This is a genomic window from Nocardia sp. CA-129566, from assembly GCF_050956075.1.
Lineage (GTDB): Bacteria > Actinomycetota > Actinomycetes > Mycobacteriales > Mycobacteriaceae > Nocardia.
In genome coordinates this window covers 8,492,570-8,516,199 of sequence record NZ_CP192085.1, presented here as the reverse complement: position 1 = coordinate 8,516,199, position 23,630 = coordinate 8,492,570, and the positions used below count along the sequence as shown (strand labels likewise).

Annotated in this window: 18 protein-coding genes and 1 tRNA gene; 10 read left to right on the top strand and 9 right to left on the bottom strand. The window is 65.4% G+C overall.

Annotated elements, in window-relative coordinates; all coding sequences use genetic code 11:
- Window positions 1–109: 109 nt before the first annotated feature.
- From ACQP0C_RS37765 to ACQP0C_RS37755, 3 genes are all read right to left on the bottom strand, one after another.
- Window positions 110–811: a hypothetical protein gene (locus ACQP0C_RS37765; RefSeq protein WP_433728002.1), complete on the bottom strand. Its 702-nt coding sequence runs from the start codon at window positions 809–811 to the stop codon at window positions 110–112.
- A 730-nt stretch (window positions 812–1,541) separates the two neighbouring features.
- Window positions 1,542–2,489 (bottom strand): helix-turn-helix domain-containing protein, encoded by a 948-nt coding sequence (locus ACQP0C_RS37760; RefSeq protein ID WP_433728000.1) that lies wholly within the window; start codon window positions 2,487–2,489, stop codon window positions 1,542–1,544.
- Between the two features lie 789 nt (window positions 2,490–3,278).
- Window positions 3,279–3,509, bottom strand: a complete 231-nt coding sequence (locus ACQP0C_RS37755) for a hypothetical protein (RefSeq protein WP_433727998.1) — start codon at window positions 3,507–3,509, stop codon at window positions 3,279–3,281.
- Between the two features lie 642 nt (window positions 3,510–4,151).
- Here ACQP0C_RS37755 and ACQP0C_RS37750 point away from each other — a divergent pair.
- Window positions 4,152–4,481 (top strand): trypco2 family protein, encoded by a 330-nt coding sequence (locus ACQP0C_RS37750; protein ID WP_433727996.1) that lies wholly within the window; start codon window positions 4,152–4,154, stop codon window positions 4,479–4,481.
- A gap of 148 nt (window positions 4,482–4,629) precedes the next feature.
- The gene (locus ACQP0C_RS37745) at window positions 4,630–7,878 is read left to right on the top strand and encodes a tetratricopeptide repeat protein (RefSeq protein ID WP_433727994.1); all 3,249 of its coding nucleotides are present in this window, start codon (window positions 4,630–4,632) and stop codon (window positions 7,876–7,878) included.
- A gap of 808 nt (window positions 7,879–8,686) precedes the next feature.
- On the opposite strand, the gene ACQP0C_RS37740 is transcribed toward ACQP0C_RS37745, so the two are convergent.
- The 3 genes from ACQP0C_RS37740 to ACQP0C_RS37730 form a co-directional block, all read right to left on the bottom strand.
- Window positions 8,687–8,759, bottom strand: a tRNA-Arg gene (locus tag ACQP0C_RS37740).
- A 782-nt stretch (window positions 8,760–9,541) separates the two neighbouring features.
- Window positions 9,542–10,375, bottom strand: coding sequence for a DUF1542 domain-containing protein (locus ACQP0C_RS37735; RefSeq protein ID WP_433727991.1), 834 nt, complete (start codon window positions 10,373–10,375; stop codon window positions 9,542–9,544).
- 80 nt (window positions 10,376–10,455) lie between these two features.
- A complete protein-coding gene (locus ACQP0C_RS37730; RefSeq protein ID WP_433727989.1) occupies window positions 10,456–11,598 on the bottom strand; it encodes an acyl-CoA dehydrogenase family protein in 1,143 nt (380 codons plus the stop codon).
- Between the two features lie 218 nt (window positions 11,599–11,816).
- On the opposite strand from ACQP0C_RS37730, the gene ACQP0C_RS37725 reads away from it, so the two are divergent.
- The 6 genes from ACQP0C_RS37725 (at window position 11,817) to ACQP0C_RS37700 (ending at window position 19,156) form a co-directional block, all read left to right on the top strand.
- Window positions 11,817–12,542, top strand: a complete 726-nt coding sequence (locus ACQP0C_RS37725; RefSeq protein ID WP_433727987.1) for a ParA family protein — start codon at window positions 11,817–11,819, stop codon at window positions 12,540–12,542.
- A complete protein-coding gene (locus tag ACQP0C_RS37720; RefSeq protein WP_433727984.1) occupies window positions 12,542–13,474 on the top strand; it encodes a hypothetical protein in 933 nt (310 codons plus the stop codon). Before ACQP0C_RS37725 ends, ACQP0C_RS37720 begins: the two co-directional genes overlap by 1 nt.
- A 701-nt stretch (window positions 13,475–14,175) precedes the next feature.
- A complete protein-coding gene (locus tag ACQP0C_RS37715) occupies window positions 14,176–15,423 on the top strand; it encodes an NlpC/P60 family protein (protein WP_433727982.1) in 1,248 nt (415 codons plus the stop codon).
- Window positions 15,424–15,633: 210 nt separating this feature from the next.
- Window positions 15,634–16,029, top strand: a complete 396-nt coding sequence (locus ACQP0C_RS37710; RefSeq protein WP_433727979.1) for an ArsR/SmtB family transcription factor — start codon at window positions 15,634–15,636, stop codon at window positions 16,027–16,029.
- 356 nt (window positions 16,030–16,385) lie between these two features.
- Window positions 16,386–17,312 (top strand): cation diffusion facilitator family transporter, encoded by a 927-nt coding sequence (locus tag ACQP0C_RS37705; RefSeq protein WP_433734767.1) that lies wholly within the window; start codon window positions 16,386–16,388, stop codon window positions 17,310–17,312.
- Between the two features lie 203 nt (window positions 17,313–17,515).
- The gene (locus ACQP0C_RS37700) at window positions 17,516–19,156 is read left to right on the top strand and encodes a long-chain fatty acid--CoA ligase (protein WP_433727976.1); all 1,641 of its coding nucleotides are present in this window, start codon (window positions 17,516–17,518) and stop codon (window positions 19,154–19,156) included.
- Window positions 19,157–19,171: 15 nt separating this feature from the next.
- Here ACQP0C_RS37700 and ACQP0C_RS37695 read toward each other — a convergent pair whose 3' ends face one another.
- The 3 genes from ACQP0C_RS37695 to ACQP0C_RS37685 form a co-directional block, all read right to left on the bottom strand.
- Window positions 19,172–19,720, bottom strand: coding sequence for an HD domain-containing protein (locus ACQP0C_RS37695; RefSeq protein ID WP_433727974.1), 549 nt, complete (start codon window positions 19,718–19,720; stop codon window positions 19,172–19,174).
- Window positions 19,721–19,829: 109 nt separating this feature from the next.
- Window positions 19,830–20,222: an SCO5389 family protein gene (locus ACQP0C_RS37690; RefSeq protein ID WP_433727972.1), complete on the bottom strand. Its 393-nt coding sequence runs from the start codon at window positions 20,220–20,222 to the stop codon at window positions 19,830–19,832.
- A 60-nt stretch (window positions 20,223–20,282) separates the two neighbouring features.
- Window positions 20,283–21,329 (bottom strand): nitronate monooxygenase, encoded by a 1,047-nt coding sequence (locus tag ACQP0C_RS37685; protein ID WP_433727970.1) that lies wholly within the window; start codon window positions 21,327–21,329, stop codon window positions 20,283–20,285.
- 305 nt (window positions 21,330–21,634) lie between these two features.
- Here ACQP0C_RS37685 and ACQP0C_RS37680 point away from each other — a divergent pair, with 305 nt between their 5' ends.
- Together ACQP0C_RS37680 and ACQP0C_RS37675 are read left to right on the top strand one after the other, a co-directional pair.
- On the top strand, window positions 21,635–22,459 hold the full coding sequence (locus tag ACQP0C_RS37680; RefSeq protein ID WP_433727968.1) for a M23 family metallopeptidase: 825 nt from the start codon (window positions 21,635–21,637) through the stop codon (window positions 22,457–22,459).
- 106 nt (window positions 22,460–22,565) lie between these two features.
- Complete coding sequence (locus ACQP0C_RS37675) at window positions 22,566–23,549, top strand: DNA-binding response regulator (RefSeq protein WP_433727966.1); 984 nt, start codon at window positions 22,566–22,568, stop codon at window positions 23,547–23,549.
- The last annotated feature ends 81 nt before the right edge of the window (window positions 23,550–23,630 follow it).

Here is a 23,630-nt window from a genome sequence, read left to right as displayed (position 1 = left end):
GGGCACCTAAACCGAATCCTGGCCGGGATCCGGTCTACACACCAGTCTCTAACTAGCCGATGAGCGGTTGTGCGGTGATCGTGGAGCTGGTCGTTCGTCGCGTAACTGGTTATTGCATCATCTGGATGTGTGGGTGCTCATGTGATGTCGGGCAGATTCGGATGATCTGGTTGTTGTTGTCGGAGACAGAGATCTGGGTCGGCATGCTCGGGCCGCCTTGTACAGCACCCCACGAGATGTTGGCAGCCTGGTCCTCGTGTGGGATCCAGTGGTGGATGTCAGATTGCCACTCGTCGCTGGCGATCGTCAGTAGCGGCTCGGTCGGGGTGCCGCAGGTGGGGCAAGGGTTCGGATAGGGATCTTGCATGCCCCATCTGATAAAGCCGCCGATCTTCCATCCGGGTGCGATACACAAGAAGTTGTAAGGGTGATCGTCGTCTTCAAGACCGCCGAACTCGACTCCGGGAATCTGGGCCATGGTCCACCAGTCCACTCGTTGCCGAAGCTCCCCCTCGAGCTCCCCTGAGTGCGGGTATTCGATCACTTGTTCCGGATCGATCATGCACGGTTCGGGCACCAGGTCTTCCTCGTACTCCGCGGGTTCCGGAGGATCCATCAGAACGTCGGTGATCGCCGCTGACGACCGCCAGAACAGTGCGGTCTTGGGCATACCATCGTCGTCGTGCTCGAAGGGGCACCACAACACTTGCAGCAGGTCCGCCCCCTCGGGCGGAGACAAACCGGGCACGTCACGGACGTACAACTGCGCGACCGGCACCATCGCAATCGAACCGTCGGACTCCGGTTCCAAGTCGTGGTCCTCAGCGTGGCAGTACGGCCATGGCTCGCTCGCCGGCCACAACAGTGGCCCCCCGATCGAACTGTCGTGCGCCGATGGTGTTCCCGGACGGGGGTGCAACCGAGTCGCGGTGCGGGCCAGTGGCGCCAGCTCAGGAAAGACGGCCACGAGATCGACCGGACGTGGCGGCGTAGTGCGAGTCATACAACAACCTCTGGAGGAACGCGGAGACGTTCGATTTCGATGATGGATGGGACCGGCGCGGTCTCGTCCCGAGGTTAGGGGTCCGGGCCTCGATCAACTTCCCATCATTGGGTATCTGCCAGTGCATGGCCTCGGGGGCATGACATCTCGACATGAACTGACATGCCGCTGGGCGCGCGGTTCAAAGCGGCCATCGGGCAGGTTTGAAGATCAACCGGCCGAGGTCATCTTGGCCGGGTACTCGAAATCGTGTGTGAACAACGAACAGTGCCATGAGGATTCGAACCTGTGACGGCAAAAACCGCCCTGGCCTGTGAAAAGCTGTCGCAAGTTTGTGCCCTCGGTAGGACACGCAAAACATGGGCAAATGAAAAACGCCTGGTCATCGTGGGTACGTATGCCGTTTGAGGGATCGTGGGGCCCTGCGGAAGTCGGGCAATCGGCCCCAACTTGATGGTGCCCTGGGCGGGGCACATCGAACATGGGAACGGGGATGACCTGCGGCTTTCGGGTGGGGGCTGGTGATCGTAGCGACCGGCTATCCCGCGGTGCTGGTACCGAATAGCTGTTCGCGCATCTGGGCCGGGGTTTGCCCGTAGCGCTCTCGATAGGCTTCTCGGAACCTGCGTGTGCTGGGAAAACCCTCCTCGAAGGCGATCCTGTCCATGTCTACTGGCAGCGCAGTGGACAATCGCCGATGCGCGCGCTCGACGCGGATCGCGCGCAGCATCGCACCCGGTGAGGGGTACTCGGCACTCTTCAGCACTTTGTACAGCGTTCGCTCGCCGATGCCCAACATCGCGGCAATGGTCTCCGGCGTCACCCGGGGATCGTTCGCGTGATCTTCGATCAGACGTCGTGCGCGTTCAGCGTCTGTCGCGCGCTTGCCGAATTTGATAGCTGGGGAGGGGTTGAGTGCCCCATCGAGCAGCGCGAGCGCGCTGGAAAATGCGACGCTGAAATCTGCTGCCGTCCAGCCCTTGGCCTCGACGAGCAGTCGAACCTGTGTCTCCAGCGCGTGCACCAAGGGACGCTTCTCATCCAGCGCGAGCGGGGCAGCTGCAGCGCGTGCGAGATCGATCGATTTTTCGGGGACGGTCATGATCAACGCGCTGATGGTCTCGTCGTGCGTCATCCACAGCGGGCGGCCCCAATGGAAAAAGCCGATTTTGCCAGGGTGGAAGATTTCCCTGGAATCGCCTTGTTCGAACTCGAAATGCCCTTGCAGCGGGACGAGTAGGCGATAGCTGTTGTCGCCGTCGTTTCGCACATTGCGCTGAGAGCGCTGGTAGTCGAGCGAGGTGGAGGTGAACTCGACGATCTGGAATTGGCCGACGTTCTGGGCAAACGCTTTGGAGCTGAACTCGTCGGCGCGGAACCTCAGCCCAACCGATCCCTGCCGGTGATGGAGGTACTCATGCCACGACGCCGCCGGGTCGTCATCATCGGTCGAGAAGGTCTCTTTCTGGTATTCCGCATCGGTCACACCGACCCCCGTCGCACACTGCCGCAGGCTCCAAACTGACCAGAAGCTTACAAGGGAAACGGCAGGCGCCCGAGCCGTGACGACAGACAACTCGGCAGTGTGGTCGGTCATTGTGGAACGTGCCGGCCCAGCAGCGCCGTCCGCAAGAGCCGCGCACAGGCGCACGCTTGCCGCTGCTCACTTCCCGTGCGGCTGAACCGGAAGACGGCGATGCCCATTTGGCCGCCACAGCAGCTGCAACGGGTCGCGAAAGATCCGGGCCAGGCTGTCGGCTGCTCGTGCGGCGTTCGTGGCGGGCAGAAAGTGACTGCGAATGGGCAGGAAAACGGTAGAGACCCGACGGCGGCGCAACCTAATGTGCGAGACAAGCTTTCGGCTCGAGACAAGTAAGGCAGGGACCGATTACCGACAGAGAACCCTTTCGAATGCGGGGCCCGGCGCCTTCCGTGGTCCGTGAATTCCACTGTGGGTCAGGAGAATTCGCGGCCGACCTGCACCTGCGCGCCGACCGCGACTCCGAACACCAGACGAGTGAAGTCCTCGCCCAGATCCTGTCGCGGCCGGACGGGAGCCACGAGCCTCCGGACGCCCTGTTGACGGGAGATGCAGCGACATTGGGCCAGTAACCGTGAGGACTGCCCCCGCGCAAGCATGCTGTGTGGCAGGCCCTGATAGAGGCGGGAAGTCAAAGCGGATACCGGCCGGAAATATTGAAAATAGATTTCTCGGTCTGAAAGTAGGAGGGGAAGACCGAGGAACAGCCGATAGAGGAAGGAGGCTGAATGAATTTCACCCTTTGAAAAAAACAAGTGCTGGCCAGGCTTGCGGATGGCAAGTATCACTCGGTGAAAACCGGCTTGCAGCGTGGGTATTCCAGTCGGCGCCGGCGAGCTCGGTCCATCGGACTGCGCCGGTGATCGACAGCCCGACCAGGTCGCTGAGCACCATGGCGGGCACGGCGGCCGCGGTTGCCATCAGCGCGGTGTTGCGGCCGACGCGGGCGGGAGTCTGCTGACGCAATGCGATCCGTCGCCCACGCTGCACGCTCGCCCGATATCTGATCAGTCCTACCCGTCAGTCGCCGAGGAACAGGAGATATCCGTTGGCGCGAAGCGCGGTCGACGCCGCTCGCCTCAGCAGGTCGACAGCCTGCCGTTCGGCATCGGTCCGTACCCGATCCCCTCGATCTGGTCCAGGATCAAGCCGAGCTGGTACCGGTTGAACATGGTGTCGCCGTACCGGTAGATAGTAGATACCCCGTACCAAACTGGTGTCGGGCTGCCCGGCGCACAGCCTGTACAGCGTTTCGTCTGCATCGTCACCGAAACGGTGTTTCTCGGCATGGTTCATGTCCTGTACGACGATGGTCGATGTCACGGTCGTCCTGCCCGCGGTCGCCGAAACTCTCCGCGTCTCCCTCACCTCGGCCCTCATGGGCGACCTCAGTGCGTTACTGGGTTCCCGTCAGCTGCCTCACCGGGTCAGTTGTGTTGCGGAGGAGCCGGGGCTCCGCGACTACTAGGCCCAGTTTGATCCTGACCGCCGCAGCGAGCCCAGTCGTCAACGTTCCGTGGTGATTTCGCCGATGCGGCCGTTGCCGATCCGGCGTATGTTCATGCCTGCGATATGGCGGTTTGTGTTCGACGTAACGATGGGGTGAGCATGGAGATCGAGTTGGCGGACGCGGTCGCGGCGGTGCGTGAGGAATTGCTGCACGCGGCGGCGCGGGGGATCGGGCAGCGGGTGGAGTTTCTGGTCGGCCCGATCCAGCTCGAGTTCGCCGTGGAGCTGCGTCGGGACGCCAAGGCGAAGGCGGGGTTCAAGGCGTGGGTGGTCTTCGGCGACGCCGAGGGTGGCCTCTCCCGGGCCCGGACGCATCGGGTGTCGGTGACCTTGACGCCGGCCGGTCCCGACGGTGGCCGCTTGCTGGTGTCCGGTGATCCGGCTCAAACGGACGGGCCCGGTGACGTCTCGGACACGATCGGCCGCTGAGCACCCCCACCGTGACGGCAATGTCACGAGTAGGGATGAAAATGTCGCGAATAGACGATGAAACGGACTCGGGGTGGAGCGAGAGCGGCTGACGGGGGTCACTGGCGCGGGCGGGCGAGGCTCAGGATATGTGGTGGCGCCTCGGCTCGTGCTGACCTCAGCCCATGTGGTCGACGCATACGGCGCAGTGGCCATGGTGTTTCGGCCCGGTCGCGCGGGTCAGTTCGTGGGTCACGTGGTATGGCGCGGCACACCCGGCGGCCGCGACGATGCGGCCTTGGTCGAGATCGACGATCCAGAGTGGACGCCGGTGGAGGGCGCAGCTCGGCGGGGTACGTCGGTGACCCACCGGCCCGGACTCCCGTGCGAGTGCTGGGGTGTGCCCAACGTGACGCAGCGTGCCGGTCACCCGATGGACACCGCGCAACTAACCGGCAAGCTCAACCCCGGCGACGGGATGGTCGGCGACCGGTTCTTGATCCGCCTCGAGGGGCACCCACCTGCCACTGGCCGGGATGGTCATTCCCCGTGGGGTGGGTTGTCGGGGGCGGCGGTGTTCAGCGGTAAGTTGCTGATCGGGGTGGTTGCGGCCGACCCCGCCGCGTTCGAGCATTCGGCGTTGGAAGTCGTGCCTTCCTATGTGCTGCACCATGATTCGCAGTTTCGTGCTGTCCTGGACAGCTACGGCCCGGCGACGGTAATCGAGGCCGCGGAGTTAGCGGGTCTGGCCACCGAGGAAACCGGTCTTCACGTGCAAGCCGCAGATGTCTCTCCGGCGGCGCTGCTGACCGCGCGGCGGGCCGTCGTCGGCTTCCGCGGCCGCAACGAACTGCTGAAGGATTTGCGGAAATGGGCCGAGCAGCCGGGCCTCGGGATGTGGTTGGTGCATGGTCCCGGAGGCCAGGGCAAGACCCGCCTTGCCCGCCACTTCGGCGAGAAATTCGCTCACCTCGGTGCACAGGGCCAATTCGTGCTGTGGCTGAACCACGAAGCCAAGGACCTGACGGTGATCGCGGACACGGTAGTGCCGGTGCTGGTCGTGGTGGACTATGCCGAGTCCCGCCCCAGCCAGTTGGCCGCACTATTAACGGCGCTGGCCGCCACCCCTCGGTCGCCGTCGGTGAAGGTGCTGGTGTTGGCCCGCACCGCCGGGGACTGGTGGAACCAGCTCGCCGACGCCAGCGACGCGGTGACCATACTGCTGAACGCCGCCACCGTGACGGAGCTGCCGGTGCTTGATGCCGCCGACATCGACCGCCGGGACGGCTACCGGGCGGCGGTGGCCGCGTTCGCCGACGAATTGGCCCGTCTGCCAGGACACGCCGACACCGACTGGCCGGCACGAGCCCAGGCGCTTGCTGATCGACCCCTGCCGTCCACAACGGCGGCGTGGACGGTGCTGGCGATCCAGATGACGGCCCTGGCCGATCTACTGGACGACACTGCCGAACCAATTGTGCCCCAAGATAATCCACTAGAAGTAGCGGCAGGTGGGCGTGGCGCCGGGCATGGTGAGAGCCCGGAGGAGCGAGTGTTACGCCATGAACGCCGCTACTGGAAGAACACCGCCGAAGCCGCCAAGATTTTCCCGGACCTGGGTATGGGCACGTTGACCGATGCCATCGCCGCCACCGTCTTGCTGCCGCCCCCAGCACCGACGCTGGCCAACGACTGGTTGGCTCGGATCCCCGGACTGTCCGATCGGGATCGACGCCGTCGGGTCCGGGAGTGGTTGGCCGGTCTGTACCCGGCCGCCAGTCCGTACGCATTCGGCCAACTGGAACCCGACCGGCTGGCCGAGCACCTGATCGGCACCCTCATCGCCGACCACCCTGCGACCTCAATCGCCGAAACCCTGGCCGCCGACGTCGACGGCGAGGACGCGACCAGGTGGGTGAGCGTGTGCGCCCGAGCCGCGGCACACCCCGGCCTCGGCGACCCCGTCGGCGAGATGCTGGCGCGAATGTTCAAGAAGCATCCCACGACCGTGGCGGTGGCCGCATTGGAGGTGGCACCCGGACTGGAGGTACCCAAGCCGCTGGTACATGGGCTGAAATACTTCGTGCACGATCCGGCCACTCCGACCGCCAGCCTGGCGAGTGTAGCCGATGCTCTGCCCAAGTCCAGCCTGCTCTGGGCCGAAACCGCAGCGGAACTCTTCGATGTGCTGAACGCCCGGTGCCAGCCGGAGGAGCCCGATGTCGACGCTGTGCGGAAATTGGACATATTAGGCGTCGACAGAACCCAATTCATCAACGAGACCATCGGGATCACGAACAAAGTCGCTGAGTCGCACGGCTTGCGTGCGGAGTGGTCTCGACCCGACGTTGCCTCGAACCTGGCTCGACGCGCTCTATGGTTGGCGGATTTGGGTCGGCGGGAGGAAGCGCTGGCCGCGAGCACCGAGGCCGTCGAGATCTTCCGACGGCTGGCCAAAGGCGAGGACGCCGACTCCCTGCCCAGCCGTGACCCCTCGCTGTACAACCTCGCAATGAGCCTAGGTAACCACTCCAACTTGTTAGAGGCTGTGGGTCGATGGGAGGACGCCCTGGCCGCAATCAGCGAGTCCCTCCAGATCTTTAAACGATTGGCTAACGCACGTCCGGACGCTTATCTCTCCAACGTTGCCGGGAGCCTGAGCAATTACGCTGCCATATTGGGGGACTTGGGTCGGCGGGAGGATGCGCTGACGGCGAGCGCTCAAGCCATCCAGATCTATCGACGACTGGTTAATGGCAAGGCGGGCCAGGACGCCTTGCTCCACAACTTCGTCATGACCCTGGGCAACCACTCAATGCAGTTGCTGAACTTGGATCGGCTGGGTCGGCGGCAAGGTGCGCTGGGGCAAGACGCGCTGGCTGCGACCACTGAAGTTGTCCAGATACTGAGACAACGGGCTGAGGAGCGTCCGGACGCCTTCCTCCCCGACCTCGCTATCAGTCTGGGAAGCCTCTCTAGCCAGTTGGAGGCTTTGGGTCGGCGGGAGGATGCCCTGGCCGCGACCATTGAAGTCGTCGAGATCTACCGGCAACTGGCTGAGGCACGTCCGGACGCCTTCCTCTCCGAACTCGCCGGGAACCTCAACAATCTCGTTTTCCCGTTGCTAGTCTTGGATCGGTCGGCGGAAGCGCTAGACGCGGTCACCGAAGCCGTCACCATCCGACGTCGGTTGGCTAGAACGCGCCCCGAGAGGTTCCGCCGCGAGTTCGCCGGGAGCCTGAACGACCTCGCCGTCGTTTTGGAAGTCCTGGGTCGGCTAGAGGACGCGCTGGCCGCGATTACAGAAGCCGTCATCATCCGACGCGAACTGGTGAAGACTCGGCCCGATGTCCACCGAGCTGAACTTGATCAGTCACTGAGAATACTTTCCAGACTCCAGGGCAATCGCGACACGTAACCGACTTCGGCGGAATAGTCACTGGCTACCGGCTCGCGCCGGGAACACTCCCCGTTCGTCGCAGCCGCGCTAACCATCGTTCTCCAGCGGCGATAGGAGACTGGACGGGATATGAGGTGCGACATAGGTATTACTGGCTGGTCATACCGGACGCAACTCAGGAGGGAGCTGCGGAACTTTTCTGTGGTACCGAGCTTCGCGCTCGTCGAGCTCGCCGAACGCCGCCCGAAATGCTGGCAATAGTTGACGAGAGTGAGCGATAATGCCGCTGACCGCGTGATCGGTGGCGGTTGAGAGCGCTGGAGGCAATAGAACCGAGACCGAGACACAAGCCGCCCACCGCCCCCTTCGATCGCCTACTGCGCCGCGACCGCGCGGATGTTTAGGAGTCGGCGCGGATCGGCCCCCATTTCGGCAGCGGCACTGGCGAATTCGTCGAGTATCCACATCCCGGCCCGGCCGAAGTACTCACCGGACGTGAGCGGCAGTCACTAGGCACACGAGCCCGCCCTCGCGCCGAGAGACACCCTGCCACTCGTGCGTCCTGACTGTGCAGGGCAGCAACGCGCCGCGGAGAAGCCCGCCACATCGGCGGATCCGGATGGTGACATTGGCAGGCGGGTTGCTGCGAAGTCGGCCGGTCCTGAATCCCGGCGAGTTGCCGACCTGGTTGCCCATGTTTTGTGTTTCCTAGGGGGCTCGCACCAGGTCAACCGTCTGACCTGCACATTTCGGTTCTTGTTGGCGATCCGAAAGCGATGCACAGATCAGAAAACCTGCTGACCTGCGGAAACGTGTCGCAGGTGTGTGCCCTCGGCAGGATTCGAACCTGCGACACCCGCTTTAGGAGAGCGGTGCTCTATCCCCTGAGCTACGAGGGCTGATCTGGTAGGTGCCGGAGCGCCTATCGGGACTTCGGGGAGTCTACCGGGTCGAGTCCGTAGGGGCCGCATCGATTTGGCGGGGAGCGTGAATGGGGGCGTCATCAGGTCGACGTCGAATCGGTGTTGACCCAGGTGGAGTGACTGTCTGAGACTGTTTGCGGTTCGATTTGTTTCGGTGGAACTCCGGGCATGCAATGACGCAAGCTGGAGGCTCGCGGCGGCGATGGGTCCCCAGGAGCTGTGGCTCGATGTCGCGACGGGTCGCTAAGGTGTGTCGAGCGTTCGACTCCGGAAATGTCGACCCGACGGTCGCCTCTGGTGCGGAGCCGACCTCCGCTAGGCGTTGGCCCCTGGCGTGAGGTCGGCTTCTGTCGCGTCGTACGTGAAAGTTATTACTGTGTAGCATTTCTCGATGGCGGGGCCACGATATTCGGGTTGACGAGTTTGCCGCCGGGCGGCGGTCCACATCGGCGCGCCGATGGGCGCGGCAGTGGCCGGGACCGCCGTAGCGACGGTGCCGAGCGTGCCGATGCGAAACGCGGCCGCGGAGATTCGGAATGCTTCGGCCGAAAACCTTGTGTAGGAAGAGGAGTGGACGGGCGGGCCCGAGGGTGGTTGCCTTGGTTGCTGACTCGTCTGCGCGGAAGATCGATGGCGTAAACGTATTCGTCGTGGATCTGGACGCCCGAGACCAGACTGTCTCAGACGATAGAGTGGCAGTCGAGAGCTGGTGCTAGGGGAGGGCTATTCCGGTGGGACCGGCGTGCGCGGTCGGGCGGTCAGAACCCGCCGTCGAACCCGCCCCCGTCGAACCCTCCGCCATCGAATCCACCCCCATCGAAACCGCCGCCACCCGAGTCGTAACCGCCTTGATCGTCGGAATATCCGCCCTGATCGCCCGAGTCGTACCCCTGATCCCCGCTGGCCGCATCGAGCCCGTCCTGATACCCCTCGCCATAACCACTTTCGAAGCCCTGCACGTCATACCCCACCCCGGACATTCCGGAGAACAGTGACGAGAACAGCAGTGCCGAACCCAAACCCCATGCGCCAGCGATCAATGCGGGCCGCCACCATGGTTCGGAGTACCAGCCCGCAGGCACCGGCCGACCCGCGACCCGGCCGCCCGGATAGTAATTCGGTGTCTCCGCCGAGGGGTTCGGCGAGGCGGCGACCTGGCGGCCCTCGTATTCGACGACCCGGTTCTCGGTGACCCGACCCGCGGTGTCCTGACCGTCCAGCGCCGGAATCACCGGGCCGGGATCCATGCCCATCGCGATGCGCGCCGCCCGGATGTAGTACATGCCCTCGGCCGCGGTCTGCTTGGCCAGCCGCGCCTGGGCGGGCGTGCGCGCCTGCTCGATCTGCGATCCGGCCGCGATATGCCGTTCCGAGGCGTCCGCCAGTGCCTGCTTCGCCGCCTCATTGCTGCCGTTGAGGTTGTACACCTGGCCCGCGAGCCGTTCGATCAGCTGCCTGGCGTCGGCGGCCGCGTCGTCGAATTCCCGTACCGCGCGCTGTTTGGTCTGCTGCGTCAGGAAGACGACATAGGCCGCCGCGAGCAGAATGACAACGCCGATCAGTAGCCACAACACCGCTCGCGCCCCTTTCATCCTCGGTCCCAGGTCGCCCCCAGTTTACTGGGGACTAGCTGAGACTCGGCTGAGTTCGGCGGCGGGGAGAGCCGCCGTCTCTATTGTCCGGCGAGCTGGCGGGCGATGACCAGACGCTGGATCTGATTGGTGCCCTCGAAGATCTGCATGACCTTCGCCTCGCGCATATAGCGCTCCACCGGGAAGTCCTGGGTGTAGCCGTAGCCGCCGAGCACCTGCACCGCGTCGGTGGTGACCTTCATCGCGGCGTCGGTGGCGATCAGCTTGGCGACGCTGGCCTGACGCGAGTAGGGCAGCCCGGCATCGCGGCGGCGGGCGGCGTCGAGGTAGGTCGCGCGCGCCGAATCCACCGCCGCGGCCATATCGGCGAGAACGAAGCCGAGGCCCTGGTGGTCGATGATGTGGCGACCGAAGGCCTGTCGTTCCTTGGCGTAGGCGACGGCATCGTCGAGGGCGCGCTGGGCGAGACCCGTCGCGACCGCGGCGATGCCGAGCCGACCCGAGTCCAAAGCGCTGAATGCGATCGAAAGTCCTTGTCCCTCAACGCCTATCAGATTTTCGTGGGGTAACAAGGCGTCGTCATAGGCCGCGGTGGTGGTCGGGATGCCGCGCAGGCCCATCTTCTCCTCCGGCTTGCCGAAACTCAGGCCTTCGGTATCGGCGGGCACCAGGAAGCACGAGATTCCACGCGACCCTTCGCCGGTCCTGGCGAAGAGTGTGTAGAAGTCGGCACGGCCGCCATTGGTGATCCACGCCTTCGATCCATTGATCCGATATCCGCCCTCGACCGCGGTGGCCCGGCAGCGCAGTGCGGCCGCATCGGATCCGGCATGCGGCTCGGAAAGGCTGTAGGCGCCGATGGTTTCGCCGGAGAGCATGGTCGCGAGCCAGCGCTGCTTCTGCTCATCGGTGCCGAAGGTGAACAGCGGATGGCAGGACAGGCTGTGCACGCTGACCGCGACGGCGACCGCTGCCCAGCGGCTCGCCAACTCCTCGAGTACCTGCAGATACACCTCGTACGGCTGATCGCCGCCGCCGAATTCTTCCGGATACGGCAGACTCAGCAGCCCGGCCGCGCCGAGGGCGGGAAAGACGCCGTCGGGGAAGGTTCCGGTCTTCTCGGACTCGACCACGCGCGGCTCGAGCACCTTATCGGCGATATCGCGGGTCAGCTCGATCAGGTCGCGGGCCTCGGGGGTCGGCAGCATCCGGTCAACAGGCATGTCACCTGTTCTACCCGGTCGGCGCCGGGTTGCCGCAGGGTGGTCGGCTGTGTCCAATTGGACACAGCGCCGCATCCGACTCGACGCCGATAAATGGCGCGTCGGCAATCAACGGTAATTGATCTCCGCTGTGCGAAACTGGCCCCGAACAGCTGACAATTTCGAGCGACCTGCAAGCGGTCGCTACGGTTGCACTCCTCACCCCCGGAGGACTGTCCATGAAGAATTCTGTTGCGTCACTGGAGCTACCCGAACCCCTGGTCATAACGCTGGGGAATCTCAAAGGCGGCGTCGGAAAGACCACATCAGCGTTTTTCTTGGCCGCATATTTCGCGCAGATCCATGAATTGCGAGTGCTGGTGATCGACGCCGATCCGCTGAGTCAGACCGGATATTCCTGGTATCGGCGGCTGGTCAAGGGCGGGATCGAGGTGCCGTTCGAGTTGATCGCCTTCCCGTCGCGGCACGTCAACGACTGTATTGCCGACAATTCCGGGAAGTACGACGTGATCATCGTCGATGCCGGAGGTGAGTCGGCCGAGATATTCAAGGCCGCCATTCCGCAGAGCGATGAGCTGATTCTGTTGACCAGCGTGAGTCCCTCGGAGGTGAAGCGGGTACCGAGTACGTACAAGGCCGCGGAGGAGGCCGCGATGGATAGCGGCCGCGAGATCCGGGTCCGCGTGCTGATGACCAAGGTGCCGGTGACGATGAAGAACGGTGTGAACGTCTCGACCGAATATCGCACGCAGCGCGGAAATCTGGAGGACGCGGGCTACGACGTATTCGAATCCTATTTGAGCGCGTGGAAATGGTATCGGGAGGCGGCCGACGGTGAGGTCGGCGAAGGTGCCGAGAATCCGATCGTGGACCTGGGGGAGTATCTCCAGGTCGGGGACGAGTTGGTGAGCCCGTACGGGGTCGCGGTGGAGGTGCCGGCCTGATGCCTCCGCAGCGCAGGAAGGGTTCCATCGGATCCGTGGGCAAGGGCTCGATCGGTGGCGTGAATCCGTTGGCGGACAGCGCCGAACACACGCCGCCGGTATCGCCGCTGCGTGACGCCGAGTGGCGGTCCGGAGCGCTCAGTGCCGCGTCCCTGGAGGTGATCGCGCCGCCCGCGAACGCAACCGCGCCGATCCTGGATGCGACGGCCCCGCTCGCCGAGGTGACCGCACCGCTCGCGGATGCGGTCGCCGGTGCTGATGTGCTGGCGATGCCGCTGCCGGTGCCGAGCGCGGCCGAGGTGGCGGGTCCGCTCGACGCTCGTGAGCGGGCACAGCTGACGGCCTGCGAATCGTCCATCGACGGTCTGCGCGTCGCCTTCTGGACGGCCGGACGGGCGCTGCAGATCGTGCGGGACGGCCGCCTGTACCGCGATCGGCACGCGACCTTCGACGAGTACGTCGAGCAGCGCTGGGATATGCAGCGGTCGTATGCGCACAAGCTGATTCGGGCCTGGCCGCTCGCCGCGAAACTGCATCCGGTCGCACCCGCCATCAATGAGGGACAGGTCCGCGAGTTGCTGCCGGTCGCGGTCCAGCACGGTGAGGATGCCGCGGTCACGGTGTATACGACCATCGCGGACACCGACGATGTGAAGGTCACCGCGGGCAAGCTCCGGGAGGCGGTCGCATTGCTGCCGGAGCGGTTCGACAAGGCCGAGGTGGTCGCCCTGCTGCAGGCATGGTTGCGCGGGGAGCTGCGGGACCAGTCGAACCAGCGGGCCGTCGATCTGTTCGCGGCCGTGGAATCGCGATTCGCCGCGCTGACGCGACGAGTTGTCAAGGGCTCGAACAATGATCCGGCGGCGGCGCGTGAATTCGCCGCGAAACTACGAACTCTCGCCAGACAGATCGAGGAACAGATCACCGCGTGAGTGACTTCTTGCCGAAAATGCCCCGCCGCGAAAGCAGTTGCGCGACGGGGCATTTTCTATTAGTTATGATTTTGTTATCGCGATATCGTGTGTTGCGCCTTGTAATTCGCTAGAACTGTCGAAATATAGACGCTCGGATCCACTGGACTACAGATCACCGTGATGGTTTTCGAATCAATTCGAGGTCTTGGTGAAGTCCTACACGCCAACGCAGTACGGCGTCGCACGGCCAGCCAGGACCTTCGATACGAGCATCGGAGGACCGGATCATGGCATCATCTTCGGAGGGTCGATATTCCCGCTTCCTGCGGCGCGCGCTCCCATGGGTCGTCGGCGCAGGGATCGTCGCAGGCGCGGCCATTGCCGCGACACTGCTGGGAGGACAGGCCGCGGCGCAGCCGCTGACGATTCCAGGTATCGGGACATACGAAGTCCCGGACGAGTTTTCGATTCCAACCTCGACTCCCGTCGAAATTCCGACGGAGAGGCATGCATCGCCCGCTGCTATTCCCGCGGTTGCGGAATCCGCCGTTCTTCCCGAATTCGCCCCTGCCGAAGTTCCGGGGAAGGAACTTTCGGCTCCGCTCACGGTTCCGAGTGCGGAACTGCCTGCACGCCTCGCCATTAGCGGCGCGGAACATGCTGTACCCCTGGCAGTTCGGAATACAGACCTCCCAACCCGGTCGGGGTTGCTGGCGGCCGTGCGTGCGGCGCTCCCGGTGATTCCCGCGATCGGTGATCGCGTCACTGTCTCGGAACTCGCGCCCGTTGTGGTTTGGGGTAAGGAGCGTTCGGCGCTCCCCGCGATTGCCGCGGTTGGTGATTCCGTCGCCCCTGTGCAGGTCGCGCCGAGCGCCGCTTCGGATAAGGAGCTTTCGGCACCGCTTGTGCGTCCCAGTGCGGGATTCGCTGCGCCGCTGCGTGTGCTGGGGATCGAGCGTTCGATGTTGCCATTGGTTGCTGCGGTTGGTGATTCCACTGCTCCTGCGGAGGTCGCGCCTGTCGCGGTTGCCAGTGCGGAACTTTCGGCCCCGCTCGCTGTTGCGGCTGCGGAACTGCCCTCGTCTCTGGTCATCCCCGGCACGGAACTGACGGTTCCCGTTGCGGCAGTCTCGCTCCCATCCGAAGCGCTGGCGGCCGCGCTTTCGGCGCTCCCCGTGATACCTGCGATCGATGATTCCGCCGCTCCTGCGCAGCTCGCGCCGGTCGCGGTTCCACCGACGGAACTTTCGATGCCGCTCGCGGTTACGGGTGCGAACTTTTCGGCGCCACTCGCGGTGCTCCGGTTCGGGCGTCCGTCGCCGATGGCGGTGCCGGGTGCCGAACGTGGGCCGACGGTTCCGGGGACCGAGACCACAGCGATTCCTGAGACGGCGAATTCAGCGCCGCTGGCACCTCCCGGGTCGGAACGCTCGGCGGCTCAGAGCCCGGACCGTCCGGTGCCCCTCGGAATTCCGGGTGTGGAGCTGTCGATACCCGCGACGGTTCCGGGGACCGGGATTCCACTGCCCGCCGATGTGATCCGCAACCAACTCGCGCTCCTCGCCGGTGTCCTCGGCATCAAGCCGCCTACTACGACGCCGGCGCCCGCATTGTCGCCGCCGCGCACGCACGGCGCGATCGCCGTCGACGCCGCGCGAACCAAAGTCGGCACCGAGTACAGCATGGGCGCGACGGGTCCGGATGCCTTCGACTGCTCCGGACTGGTGCAGTGGTCTTACGGACAGGCCGGGGTGAAGGTGCCGCGCACGAGCTACGAGCAGCTGTCCGCCGGTACTCCGGTTTCCCGGGACGAACTGGAGCCCGGTGACGTGGTGTCCTTTTATGGCGGCGGTCATTCGGCCCTTTATGCCGGTGACGGCAAGGTCATCCACGCCTCGACCTACGGGGTGGGTGTGACGACGTCGCCGCTGTCCTCGATGCCGTATGCGGGGGCCCGCAGGTACTGACCGCGCGGCTCGCCAGCGATATGAAATGCTTCCGTCTCATTTACGTCTTCGTCGGCAGGTCGACTGGCCAGAATGTGTCACACCGACTAAGACAATTAGCAGTTCGAAGTGGAGCGGACCGGTCTGTCGGCGGCCGAGCAGGGGGTGTCGCCGCCGGACCGGTCCGAAGGGGCGGTTTCGTTCCCCGGCCCACCGTTCTATTATCTGCGTATGAATGCAGATAGCGAGCTTATTCGGCCGCCGCTCGCGGAGGACCAGGTCGGGCTGGTTGTCGAGGTTTTCCGGATGCTGGCGGACTCGACCCGCGTGCAGGTGCTGTGGGCGCTGGTGGATCGGGAGCTGTCGGTCAATGATCTGGCCGGTCATATCGGCAAACCCGGCCCCTCGGTATCGCAGCATCTGTCGAAGTTGCGGATGGCTCGCCTGGTTCGGACCCGCCGCGCCGGTACCACGATCTTCTACAGCCTGGAGAACGAACACGTCCGCCAGTTGGTCGTCGACGCGGTGTACAACGCCGAACACGCCGGCCCCGGTGTACCCGCGCATCATCGCGGCGATGGCGTGGTGCGCGAACTGCCGTCCCGCGATCAGGCGGTGTCGGAATGAGTCACGAGCGCGATCTCGAACGGTGGCAGGTCATTTCGCACGGACACGGTGAAGATGTCCGCAATGCCCAGTCGCACAGCCATAGTGCGAATGCCGCAAACGGTCGCGGAGACGACCGCGACCACGGACCGGAACACACCCACAGCCACGGACCGGCGGATGGTCACGAATCCGAGGTCGGTCATCGGCAGGGCCACGGGCACGAACATGGCCCGGACCACGACCATGGGCCGGGACACGGGCACGGTTCGGGACACGGGCACGGTTCGGGACACAGGCACGGTTCGGGACACGGTCACCATCATGCGCACGGTGCGGGCCACGACCATGACCATCCGGGCGGTCTACGGGGCGCGCTGCGCGAGATCTTCGTGCCGCACAGCCACGATGCCGCGGACAGTGTCGATGATGCGTTGGAGGCCAGTGCGGTCGGCATTCGTGCGGTGAAGATCAGTCTGGCGGTGCTCGGGGTTACCGCGCTGCTCCAGGTGCTGATCGTGGTGGTGTCCGGGTCGGTCGCGTTGGCGGCGGACACAATTCACAACTTTTCCGATGCGCTGACCGCGGTGCCGTTGTGGATCGCATTCGCGCTCGGTCGCCGGGCCGCGACCCGGCGCTATACCTATGGATTCGGGCGGGCCGAGGATCTGGCCGGGTTGTTCGTGGTCGGCATGATCACACTGTCGGCGATCATCGCCGGATACGAGGCGGTGCGCAGGCTGATCGATCCGGTGCCGATCCAGCATGTGAGCTGGGTGGCGGCGGCGGGGCTGATCGGGTTCGTCGGCAATGAGACCGTCGCGCTCTATCGGATCAGGGTCGGGCGGCGCATCGGTTCGGCGGCGCTGGTCGCGGACGGATTGCATGCGCGGACCGACGGATTCACCTCACTGGCGGTGCTGATCGGCGCCGGCGGTGTCGCGCTCGGCTTCCCATTGGCCGACCCCATTGTCGGACTGTTGATCACCGTCGCGATCCTCGCGGTGCTGCGCACGGCCGCACGCGATGTGTTCCGCCGCTTGATGGATGGCGTCGAACCCGCGCTGGTGCACACCGCCGAGCAGGCGTTGGCCGCCGAACCGGGCGTGCTCGGTGTGCGCAGCCTGCGGATGCGCTGGATCGGGCACCGCCTGCACGCGGATGTCGAACTGGACGTCGCCCCGACCATCACCCTGGCCGATGCCCACCGCTTGGCCCACGGCGCCGAGCACACCCTGACTCACGCCATTCCCAAACTGGATACCGCCCTCGTGCACGCCTATCCGGCTCACGCCGCGGCTTGAACCCGGAGTCATCCGGACGCCCCGAGAGCGACAATGTGACGTGCCTCACGAGTTCGGCGTGAGCTGCGGTAACTAGGGGCGCTCGCCTGCTCATGTGATTCGCGGTCGCCCCTTCCGTCCGACCTACGCTTGGGTAGCATCCGGGGTGTGATGTGGCTCATGGTCGGCAGGCCGCCGTAGCCACCGAAGAAAAAGGAGTACCGATGTTGAGCACCATGCAGGACGAGCCGTTGTCGTTGGCGACGTTGCTGCGCTACGCATCGACGTTCTTGGGCGATTCCACCGTATCGACCTGGACCGGCACCGGCGTACGCACCATGACCTACCGCGAGCTGGGCGCGGAATCGGCGCGTCTAGCAAATGCGTTGCGCGGCTTGGGAATTGGTGTCGGTGATCGCGTCGGCACCTTCATGTGGAACAACAACGAGCATATGGTCGCCTATATCGCGGTGCCCGCGATGGGGGCGGTGCTGCACGCGCTGAACATCCGGTTGTTCCCCGACCAGGTCGCTTTCGTGGCCAACCACGCCGAGGATCAGGTGGTGATCGTCGACGGCTCGCTGCTGCCGATGTTCGCCCAGTACCTGCCCAATCTGAAGACCGTCCGCCACGTCATCGTGGCCAATGGCGATGCCGCCGCACTGACCGCGCCCGAGGGGGTGCGGGTGCATTCCTACACCGAACTGCTCGCCGCGCAGCCCGACACCTACGACTATCCGGTGATCGACGAGCGCTGCGCCGCGGCGATGTGTTACACCTCCGGCACCACTGGTGATCCGAAGGGTGTGGTGTACTCGCACCGCTCCAACTGGCTGCACGCCATGCAGGTCAGTGCGAACAACGGTATGGGCCTGTTCGAAACCGATACCATCTTGGCCATCGTGCCGCTGTTCCACGCGAATGCGTGGGGTCTGCCGTATGCGGCGTTGATGTCGGGTGCGAATCTGTTGATGCCGGACCGGTTCCTGCAGCCGGGTCCGTTGCTCGAGTGCATGGCCGCGCAGAAGCCGTCCTTCGCTGCCGCGGTGCCGACGATCTGGGGTGGGGTGTTGGCGGGGTTGGCGGCGAATCCGCAGGACATCACGCATTTGCGTGCGGTGGTGGTGGGTGGTTCGGCTGTTCCGCCGTCGATGATGCGCACCTTCGAGGACGCTCACGGTGTGCGGGTGCTGCACGCGTGGGGCATGACCGAGACCTCGCCGTTGGGTAGCGTCGCGCATCCGCCCGCGACCGCGGTCACCGAGGAGGACAAGTGGGCCTACCGGGTGACCCAGGGGCGTTTCCCCGCCGGTGTGCGGGCGCGTCTGGTCGCCGACGACGGCGCTGTGGTGGCCAACGACGGTGTGTCGCTGGGTGAGCTGGAGGTGCGTGGCGCGTGGATCACCGGCTCCTATTACTCCCCGGACGGGGCGGCGGTGGATCCGGAGAAGTTCGATGACGGGTGGCTGCGTACCGGCGATGTCGGCAAGATCAGCTCCGACGGTTATCTCACCCTGGTCGATCGTTCCAAGGATGTGATCAAGTCCGGTGGTGAATGGATCTCGTCGGTGGATCTGGAGAACGCGGTGATAGGTCATCCGGCCGTCGCCGAGGCCGCGGTGATCGGTGTGCCCGACGACAAGTGGGACGAGCGCCCCCTCGTCGCGATCGTGCTCGCCGACGGCGCCGAGACCAAACCCGAAGAGCTGCGTGAATTCCTGGCCGACAAGTTCGCGAAATGGCAACTGCCGGAACGGTGGACCTTCATCGCGGAGGTCCCCAAGACCAGTGTGGGCAAGTTCGACAAGAAGCGCCTGCGCGCGCAGTACGCCGACGGTGAGCTGACGGTCACCACGCTGTCCTGAACGAACGACCCCGCGTCACCACTTGAGCATGGGCAGTGGTGAGGCGGGGTTGGTTCGGATCCGCCGCGCCGCCAGTTGCACCAGCCGGCGGTGGAAGCCCTTGTCCGGATAGCGCTTCGCCAACGCGCGATAGGTCGAGCGGGGTACGCCGAAACGTCCGAGTAGGCCGAATTCGACGTCGATGGCGTCTGCTCGGCGCAAGATTTCGATCGGATCGGTACTGCTGCCAGCGGGTCGAATCTTGTGGTGCTGGTCGATCATGGCGACGACCAGATCGGCCAGGTCGGGTCGGTCGATCTGGTCGAGCCACTGCAGGGCGAGGTCGGCGGAGGGCGCGAGGTAGTCGAAGGTGCCCGCGGTCCAGATGCCCAGGTCGTGAAAGGCCGCGGCCGTCAGGTACTCCTCGCGGGTGCTCGGCACGGGCCCCGAGCCACCGGCGAGCAGATCGCACAGCTCCAGTACCCGCAGCACGTGATTGGTATAGGCCACGCGATCCGAACCGAGTTGCGGCAGCCAAGGATCGAGGCGCCTGTCGACCTCGTCGCGAAGATCGTTGCTGCTCATGCGCGCTCACATTACGCGCGATACCGCCGATACGGCGGGAGCATCGGCGGTATCGCCCAGCACCTCGGCGCGGCCGGAAGTTCGTGCCGCGCCGAGGTTTCGTGCTGTATCAGCAGTTACGGAGTTCGGGGCTCTGGTTCAGCAGTTGGGCGCGCGTCCCGATGAAGGTGGTGTAGGTATCGCCGCCGACCGCGGAGATCGGGAAGGCCGCGACCCGGTGGCAGTTCTGGAAGGCGAGTTTCACGTTGAAGTGGCGTTCCAGGCCGCCGCGGATGGCATCGGAGGCCATGGCGCGCAACAGTTGTCCACGGGCCACCTCATCTGGCGGCGCAACGACATTATCGGCGAATTCGACTGTGCCGGAATGCAGCTCGCCGGCCACCCGGCTGACGACCTCCCAGGCGTAGGGGAGGGAGAGCCGGACAACCTCGACGAAGTCGGCGTCGTCGACCTCGCCGCGTTCGGCGCGTTCGAGTAGGGCGGTGGGAACATCGAGGGACATAGCGCTCTCCTGACCTGGATGGCTGTTGCGATGCCCCTCGATTCTAATCGGAAACTGTTGTCAACAAGACTGGATTCGTCCCGAAAGTGCTGTGGTCAGTGCGGTTTTCGCATCCGCGGCCAGCTGCCTGACCAGATCGCCGGCCGGTAACTCGGGTGCCAGTTCGTGGGTCTGGCCCGCCCACATATTCACCTCCTCCGGGTTGCCCGCTGCCCGCGCGGCGGCCCGCAACGGCGCTGTGGCGTAATGGATTTCCGGGTAGGCGGCCGGTGCCGTCGCGGTGTGTTCGTCCATGAACCGATTGCGCAGACCGCGCGCCCGGCGGCCGGTGAAGGCGCGGGTCAGCATGGTCGGGGTGGCGGTACCCAGCGCGGCGCGGTGCACCGCATTGGTGCCCGCCTCCGGGCAGCGCAGGAAGACGGTGCCGAGTTGCACGGCCGACGCGCCCGCCGCGAGCGCCGCCGCGATGCCAGCGCCGGTGGTGATGCCGCCGGTGGCCACGATCGGCCGTTCCACGGCGGCGTCGAGCAGTTGCAGCAGGGCGAGCAGTCCCAGTGGGTCGGTGGCGTCATCGGCGATGCGATCGACGAAGGTGGCGCGGTGCCCACCCGCCTCGGCGCCCTGTGCGATCAGCACATCGGCGCCCGCCTCGACCGCGATCCGGCCCTCGGCGACCGAGGTGACCGTCACCCACGCCTCCGAGCCCGCCGCGTGCAGCCGGGCGATCTCCGCGGCGCTGGGACAGCCGAAGGTGAACGTGACCACCGCGACCGGGGTGTCGACGAGTAGGTCCAGCTTCGCGTCCCAGTCGTCGGTGTCGTACTTCGGCGCGCCGAGTTCGTGCGTGCGCCCCAGTTCGGCCAGGTAGTCGGCGAAACCCGCTGCCGGTGTGGCGGGTCCGGGGGTGAAGAGATTCACCCCGATCGGCGCGGTGGTGAGTTCGCGCGTGGCTGCGAGTCCGGCCGCGGTATCGGCGACGGTCAGATATCCGGCGGCCAGCAGTCCGAGCCCGCCCGCCGCCGAAACCGCCGCGGTCAACTCCGGAGTTGACGGTCCGCCCGCCATCGGCGCCAGCACGATCGGAATGCTCGATTCGTCGAGGATCACGCATCTCAGTCTGGCCCATCGGCCGCGGCTCGTGACCGGCGCGGGTCGCCCGAAAGTCACGGGGCCGTGATGTCCCGTTAGGCGTCTGACCAGGCTCTTACCCGCGACTTCCGAGGAAAGGTTGCGGAATGGTCACGACGAGGTAGAGTTCCCATCACAACGGACACCGAAACGTTACATAGTTCGGAACCGGCGAATCGTTACAGAACGGTCGGGGCCGACTCGGGATCCATTGAGCCACTGTAGGTCGAGCGCTAGGACCAGCTTTGTCGCAGCATCGGGTAGGCCCCAGTTCCATAACCGTCATGAGCCTCATCGGTGAAGGCGGTACGGGTCGGCCGACACGGCATCGCGCCGAGCCGTCGACCACCGACCGGGTGAAGGTCGCGGCCGGTGTCGCGGTCGCCGCCGGCGCTCTCATCGGCGCCACCGCCCAGGTCGCTCCGGCCATTGCCGCCCCGCTGCTGCCGGGTGCGCACGACGGGGACGAGGAAGCCGCCGCGCCCATCACGTTCAAGGGCACGGCGGAGTTACCCGTCGAAGAGGTCAAGGCCGCGTCTCCGGTCGCCGAGGTCGCGCAGGCTGTCGCCACTCCGGTGGCCGCGCCGGTCGCGGCTCCGGTCGCCAACCCGTTCGGCATCGGCGGTCTGCCGCCGGAGATCGCGGGCCCGCTGGCTCAGGTCGAACAGATCCTCAAGGGCGCACAGCAGCAGATCGCCCCGGCCGCCGCGGTGCGGCCGGTCGCCGGTGAGATCAGCTCCGGATTCGGTTCCCGCTGGGGCGAATTCCACTACGGCCTCGACTTCGCCGATCAGCTCGGCGCCCCCATCCACTCGGTGAGCAATGGCACCGTGATCGAGGCGGGCCCGGCCTCCGGCTTCGGCCTCTGGGTGCGGGTGCAGCAGGACGACGGCACCGTCGCGGTCTACGGCCACGTGAACGAGATGTTCGTGCAGGCGGGTCAGCGGGTGAACGCGGGCGATGTCATCGCCACCGTCGGCAACCGCGGCAATTCGACCGGACCGCATCTGCACCTGGAGATCTGGGATCAGAACGGCAGCAAGGTCGATCCGATGCCGTACCTTGCCGCCAAGGGTGTCCCGCTCCAGTGGGGCCCGTCGGCGCACTGATTTTCTTGCCCGGCTTGAGATTTCGACGTTCACAAGGCCCCCGCGGCGACCGGTCGGTCGTTAGGCTCGGGCCCGTGAGCGAGCGGAGTGCCGGCAAGGTGCAGTCATGACCGAGCTGGGCGATATCTTCGAGCCGGGATCACCGCATGGGCGTACCTACGCCGTGCTGGTGCATCACCCGCGTTCCAGTCTGGCCGAGATCGCGGGATATCTGGGTGTCTCGAGCGAGGCCGCGTCCGCATCGCTGGAGGTGCTGACGGGGCTGCAGGCCGCGGTCAGCCAGCTGTCCACCGACGGCGAGGCCATCTGGGACGCGCACGCCCCCGAATCGCTGTCGGAGGCCGAGGCCCGGCGCAGACAGCACGAGATCAACCAGATGCACGCCGCGGCGGCGCGACTCAGCGAGACCTTTCGATCGGTGCGGCGCTCACCGCGCACCAATGGCGCGATCGTTCCGGTCTTCGAACGCATGGAGATGCTGGCGGATTTCGAAGAGGTGCAGACCTCGGCCCGCACCAGCGTCAAGGTGATCGAACGCGGTCCCTTTCTCAGCGATCCGGAACGCGAGCGACAGTTGTTCCTGCTCAAGCGCGCTCGGATCGGCGAGGGCATTCGCTATCAGACGCTCTATCAGGACACCATCTACCAAGACGCGGAGCGGCTGCGGCACGCGCTGGCCACCAATGCCAGCGGCGCCCAGGCACGTACGCTGCCAGAACCGCCGTTCAAACTGATCATCAGCGATGACGAGCGGGCCAGCCTGGTGCTGCATGTCGATGAGCGGCGGCCGGATCCGATGGGTCTGCGCATCACCGGATCGCCGGCGCTGCGGCTGCTGGTGAAGACATTCGACGTGCTGTGGTCGCTGGCCGCACCGATTTCGGTGAATCCGGCGGCCGAGGAGCTCGACGAGCGGGACAAGGCCATCCTGACCCTGATGGGTTTGGGTGCGACCGATGACACCATTGCCCGCAGGCTCGGCATGTCCCGCCGAACTGTGGTCCGGCGCACAGCGCGGCTGCTGGAGCGTCTCGGCGCCAGCACCCGCTTCCAGGCCGGTGTGCAGGCGACCAGGCGCGGATGGTTGTGACTGGGCCACCGGCTCGAGTGAACAACAGGGGGCGAGTGCGGACGGTCACTACCGGTCCCGGGGAGCCGTGTCGAATGTGAG

Bases quoted from the DNA above. Each gene is read 5' to 3' on its own strand.
- ACQP0C_RS37750 (WP_433727996.1), top strand. From the start codon at position 4,152: ATGGAGATCGAGTTGGCGGACGCGGTCGCGGCGGTGCGTGAGGAATTG.
- ACQP0C_RS37735 (WP_433727991.1), bottom strand. From the start codon at position 10,375: ATGAAAGGGGCGCGAGCGGTGTTGTGGCTACTGATCGGCGTTGTCATT.
- ACQP0C_RS37730 (WP_433727989.1), bottom strand. From the start codon at position 11,598: ATGCCTGTTGACCGGATGCTGCCGACCCCCGAGGCCCGCGACCTGATC.
- ACQP0C_RS37725 (WP_433727987.1), top strand. From the start codon at position 11,817: ATGAAGAATTCTGTTGCGTCACTGGAGCTACCCGAACCCCTGGTCATA.
- ACQP0C_RS37720 (WP_433727984.1), top strand. From the start codon at position 12,542: ATGCCTCCGCAGCGCAGGAAGGGTTCCATCGGATCCGTGGGCAAGGGC.
- ACQP0C_RS37710 (WP_433727979.1), top strand. From the start codon at position 15,634: ATGAATGCAGATAGCGAGCTTATTCGGCCGCCGCTCGCGGAGGACCAG.
- ACQP0C_RS37700 (WP_433727976.1), top strand. From the start codon at position 17,516: ATGTTGAGCACCATGCAGGACGAGCCGTTGTCGTTGGCGACGTTGCTG.
- ACQP0C_RS37695 (WP_433727974.1), bottom strand. From the start codon at position 19,720: ATGAGCAGCAACGATCTTCGCGACGAGGTCGACAGGCGCCTCGATCCT.
- ACQP0C_RS37690 (WP_433727972.1), bottom strand. From the start codon at position 20,222: ATGTCCCTCGATGTTCCCACCGCCCTACTCGAACGCGCCGAACGCGGC.
- ACQP0C_RS37680 (WP_433727968.1), top strand. From the start codon at position 21,635: ATGAGCCTCATCGGTGAAGGCGGTACGGGTCGGCCGACACGGCATCGC.
- ACQP0C_RS37675 (WP_433727966.1), top strand. From the start codon at position 22,566: ATGACCGAGCTGGGCGATATCTTCGAGCCGGGATCACCGCATGGGCGT.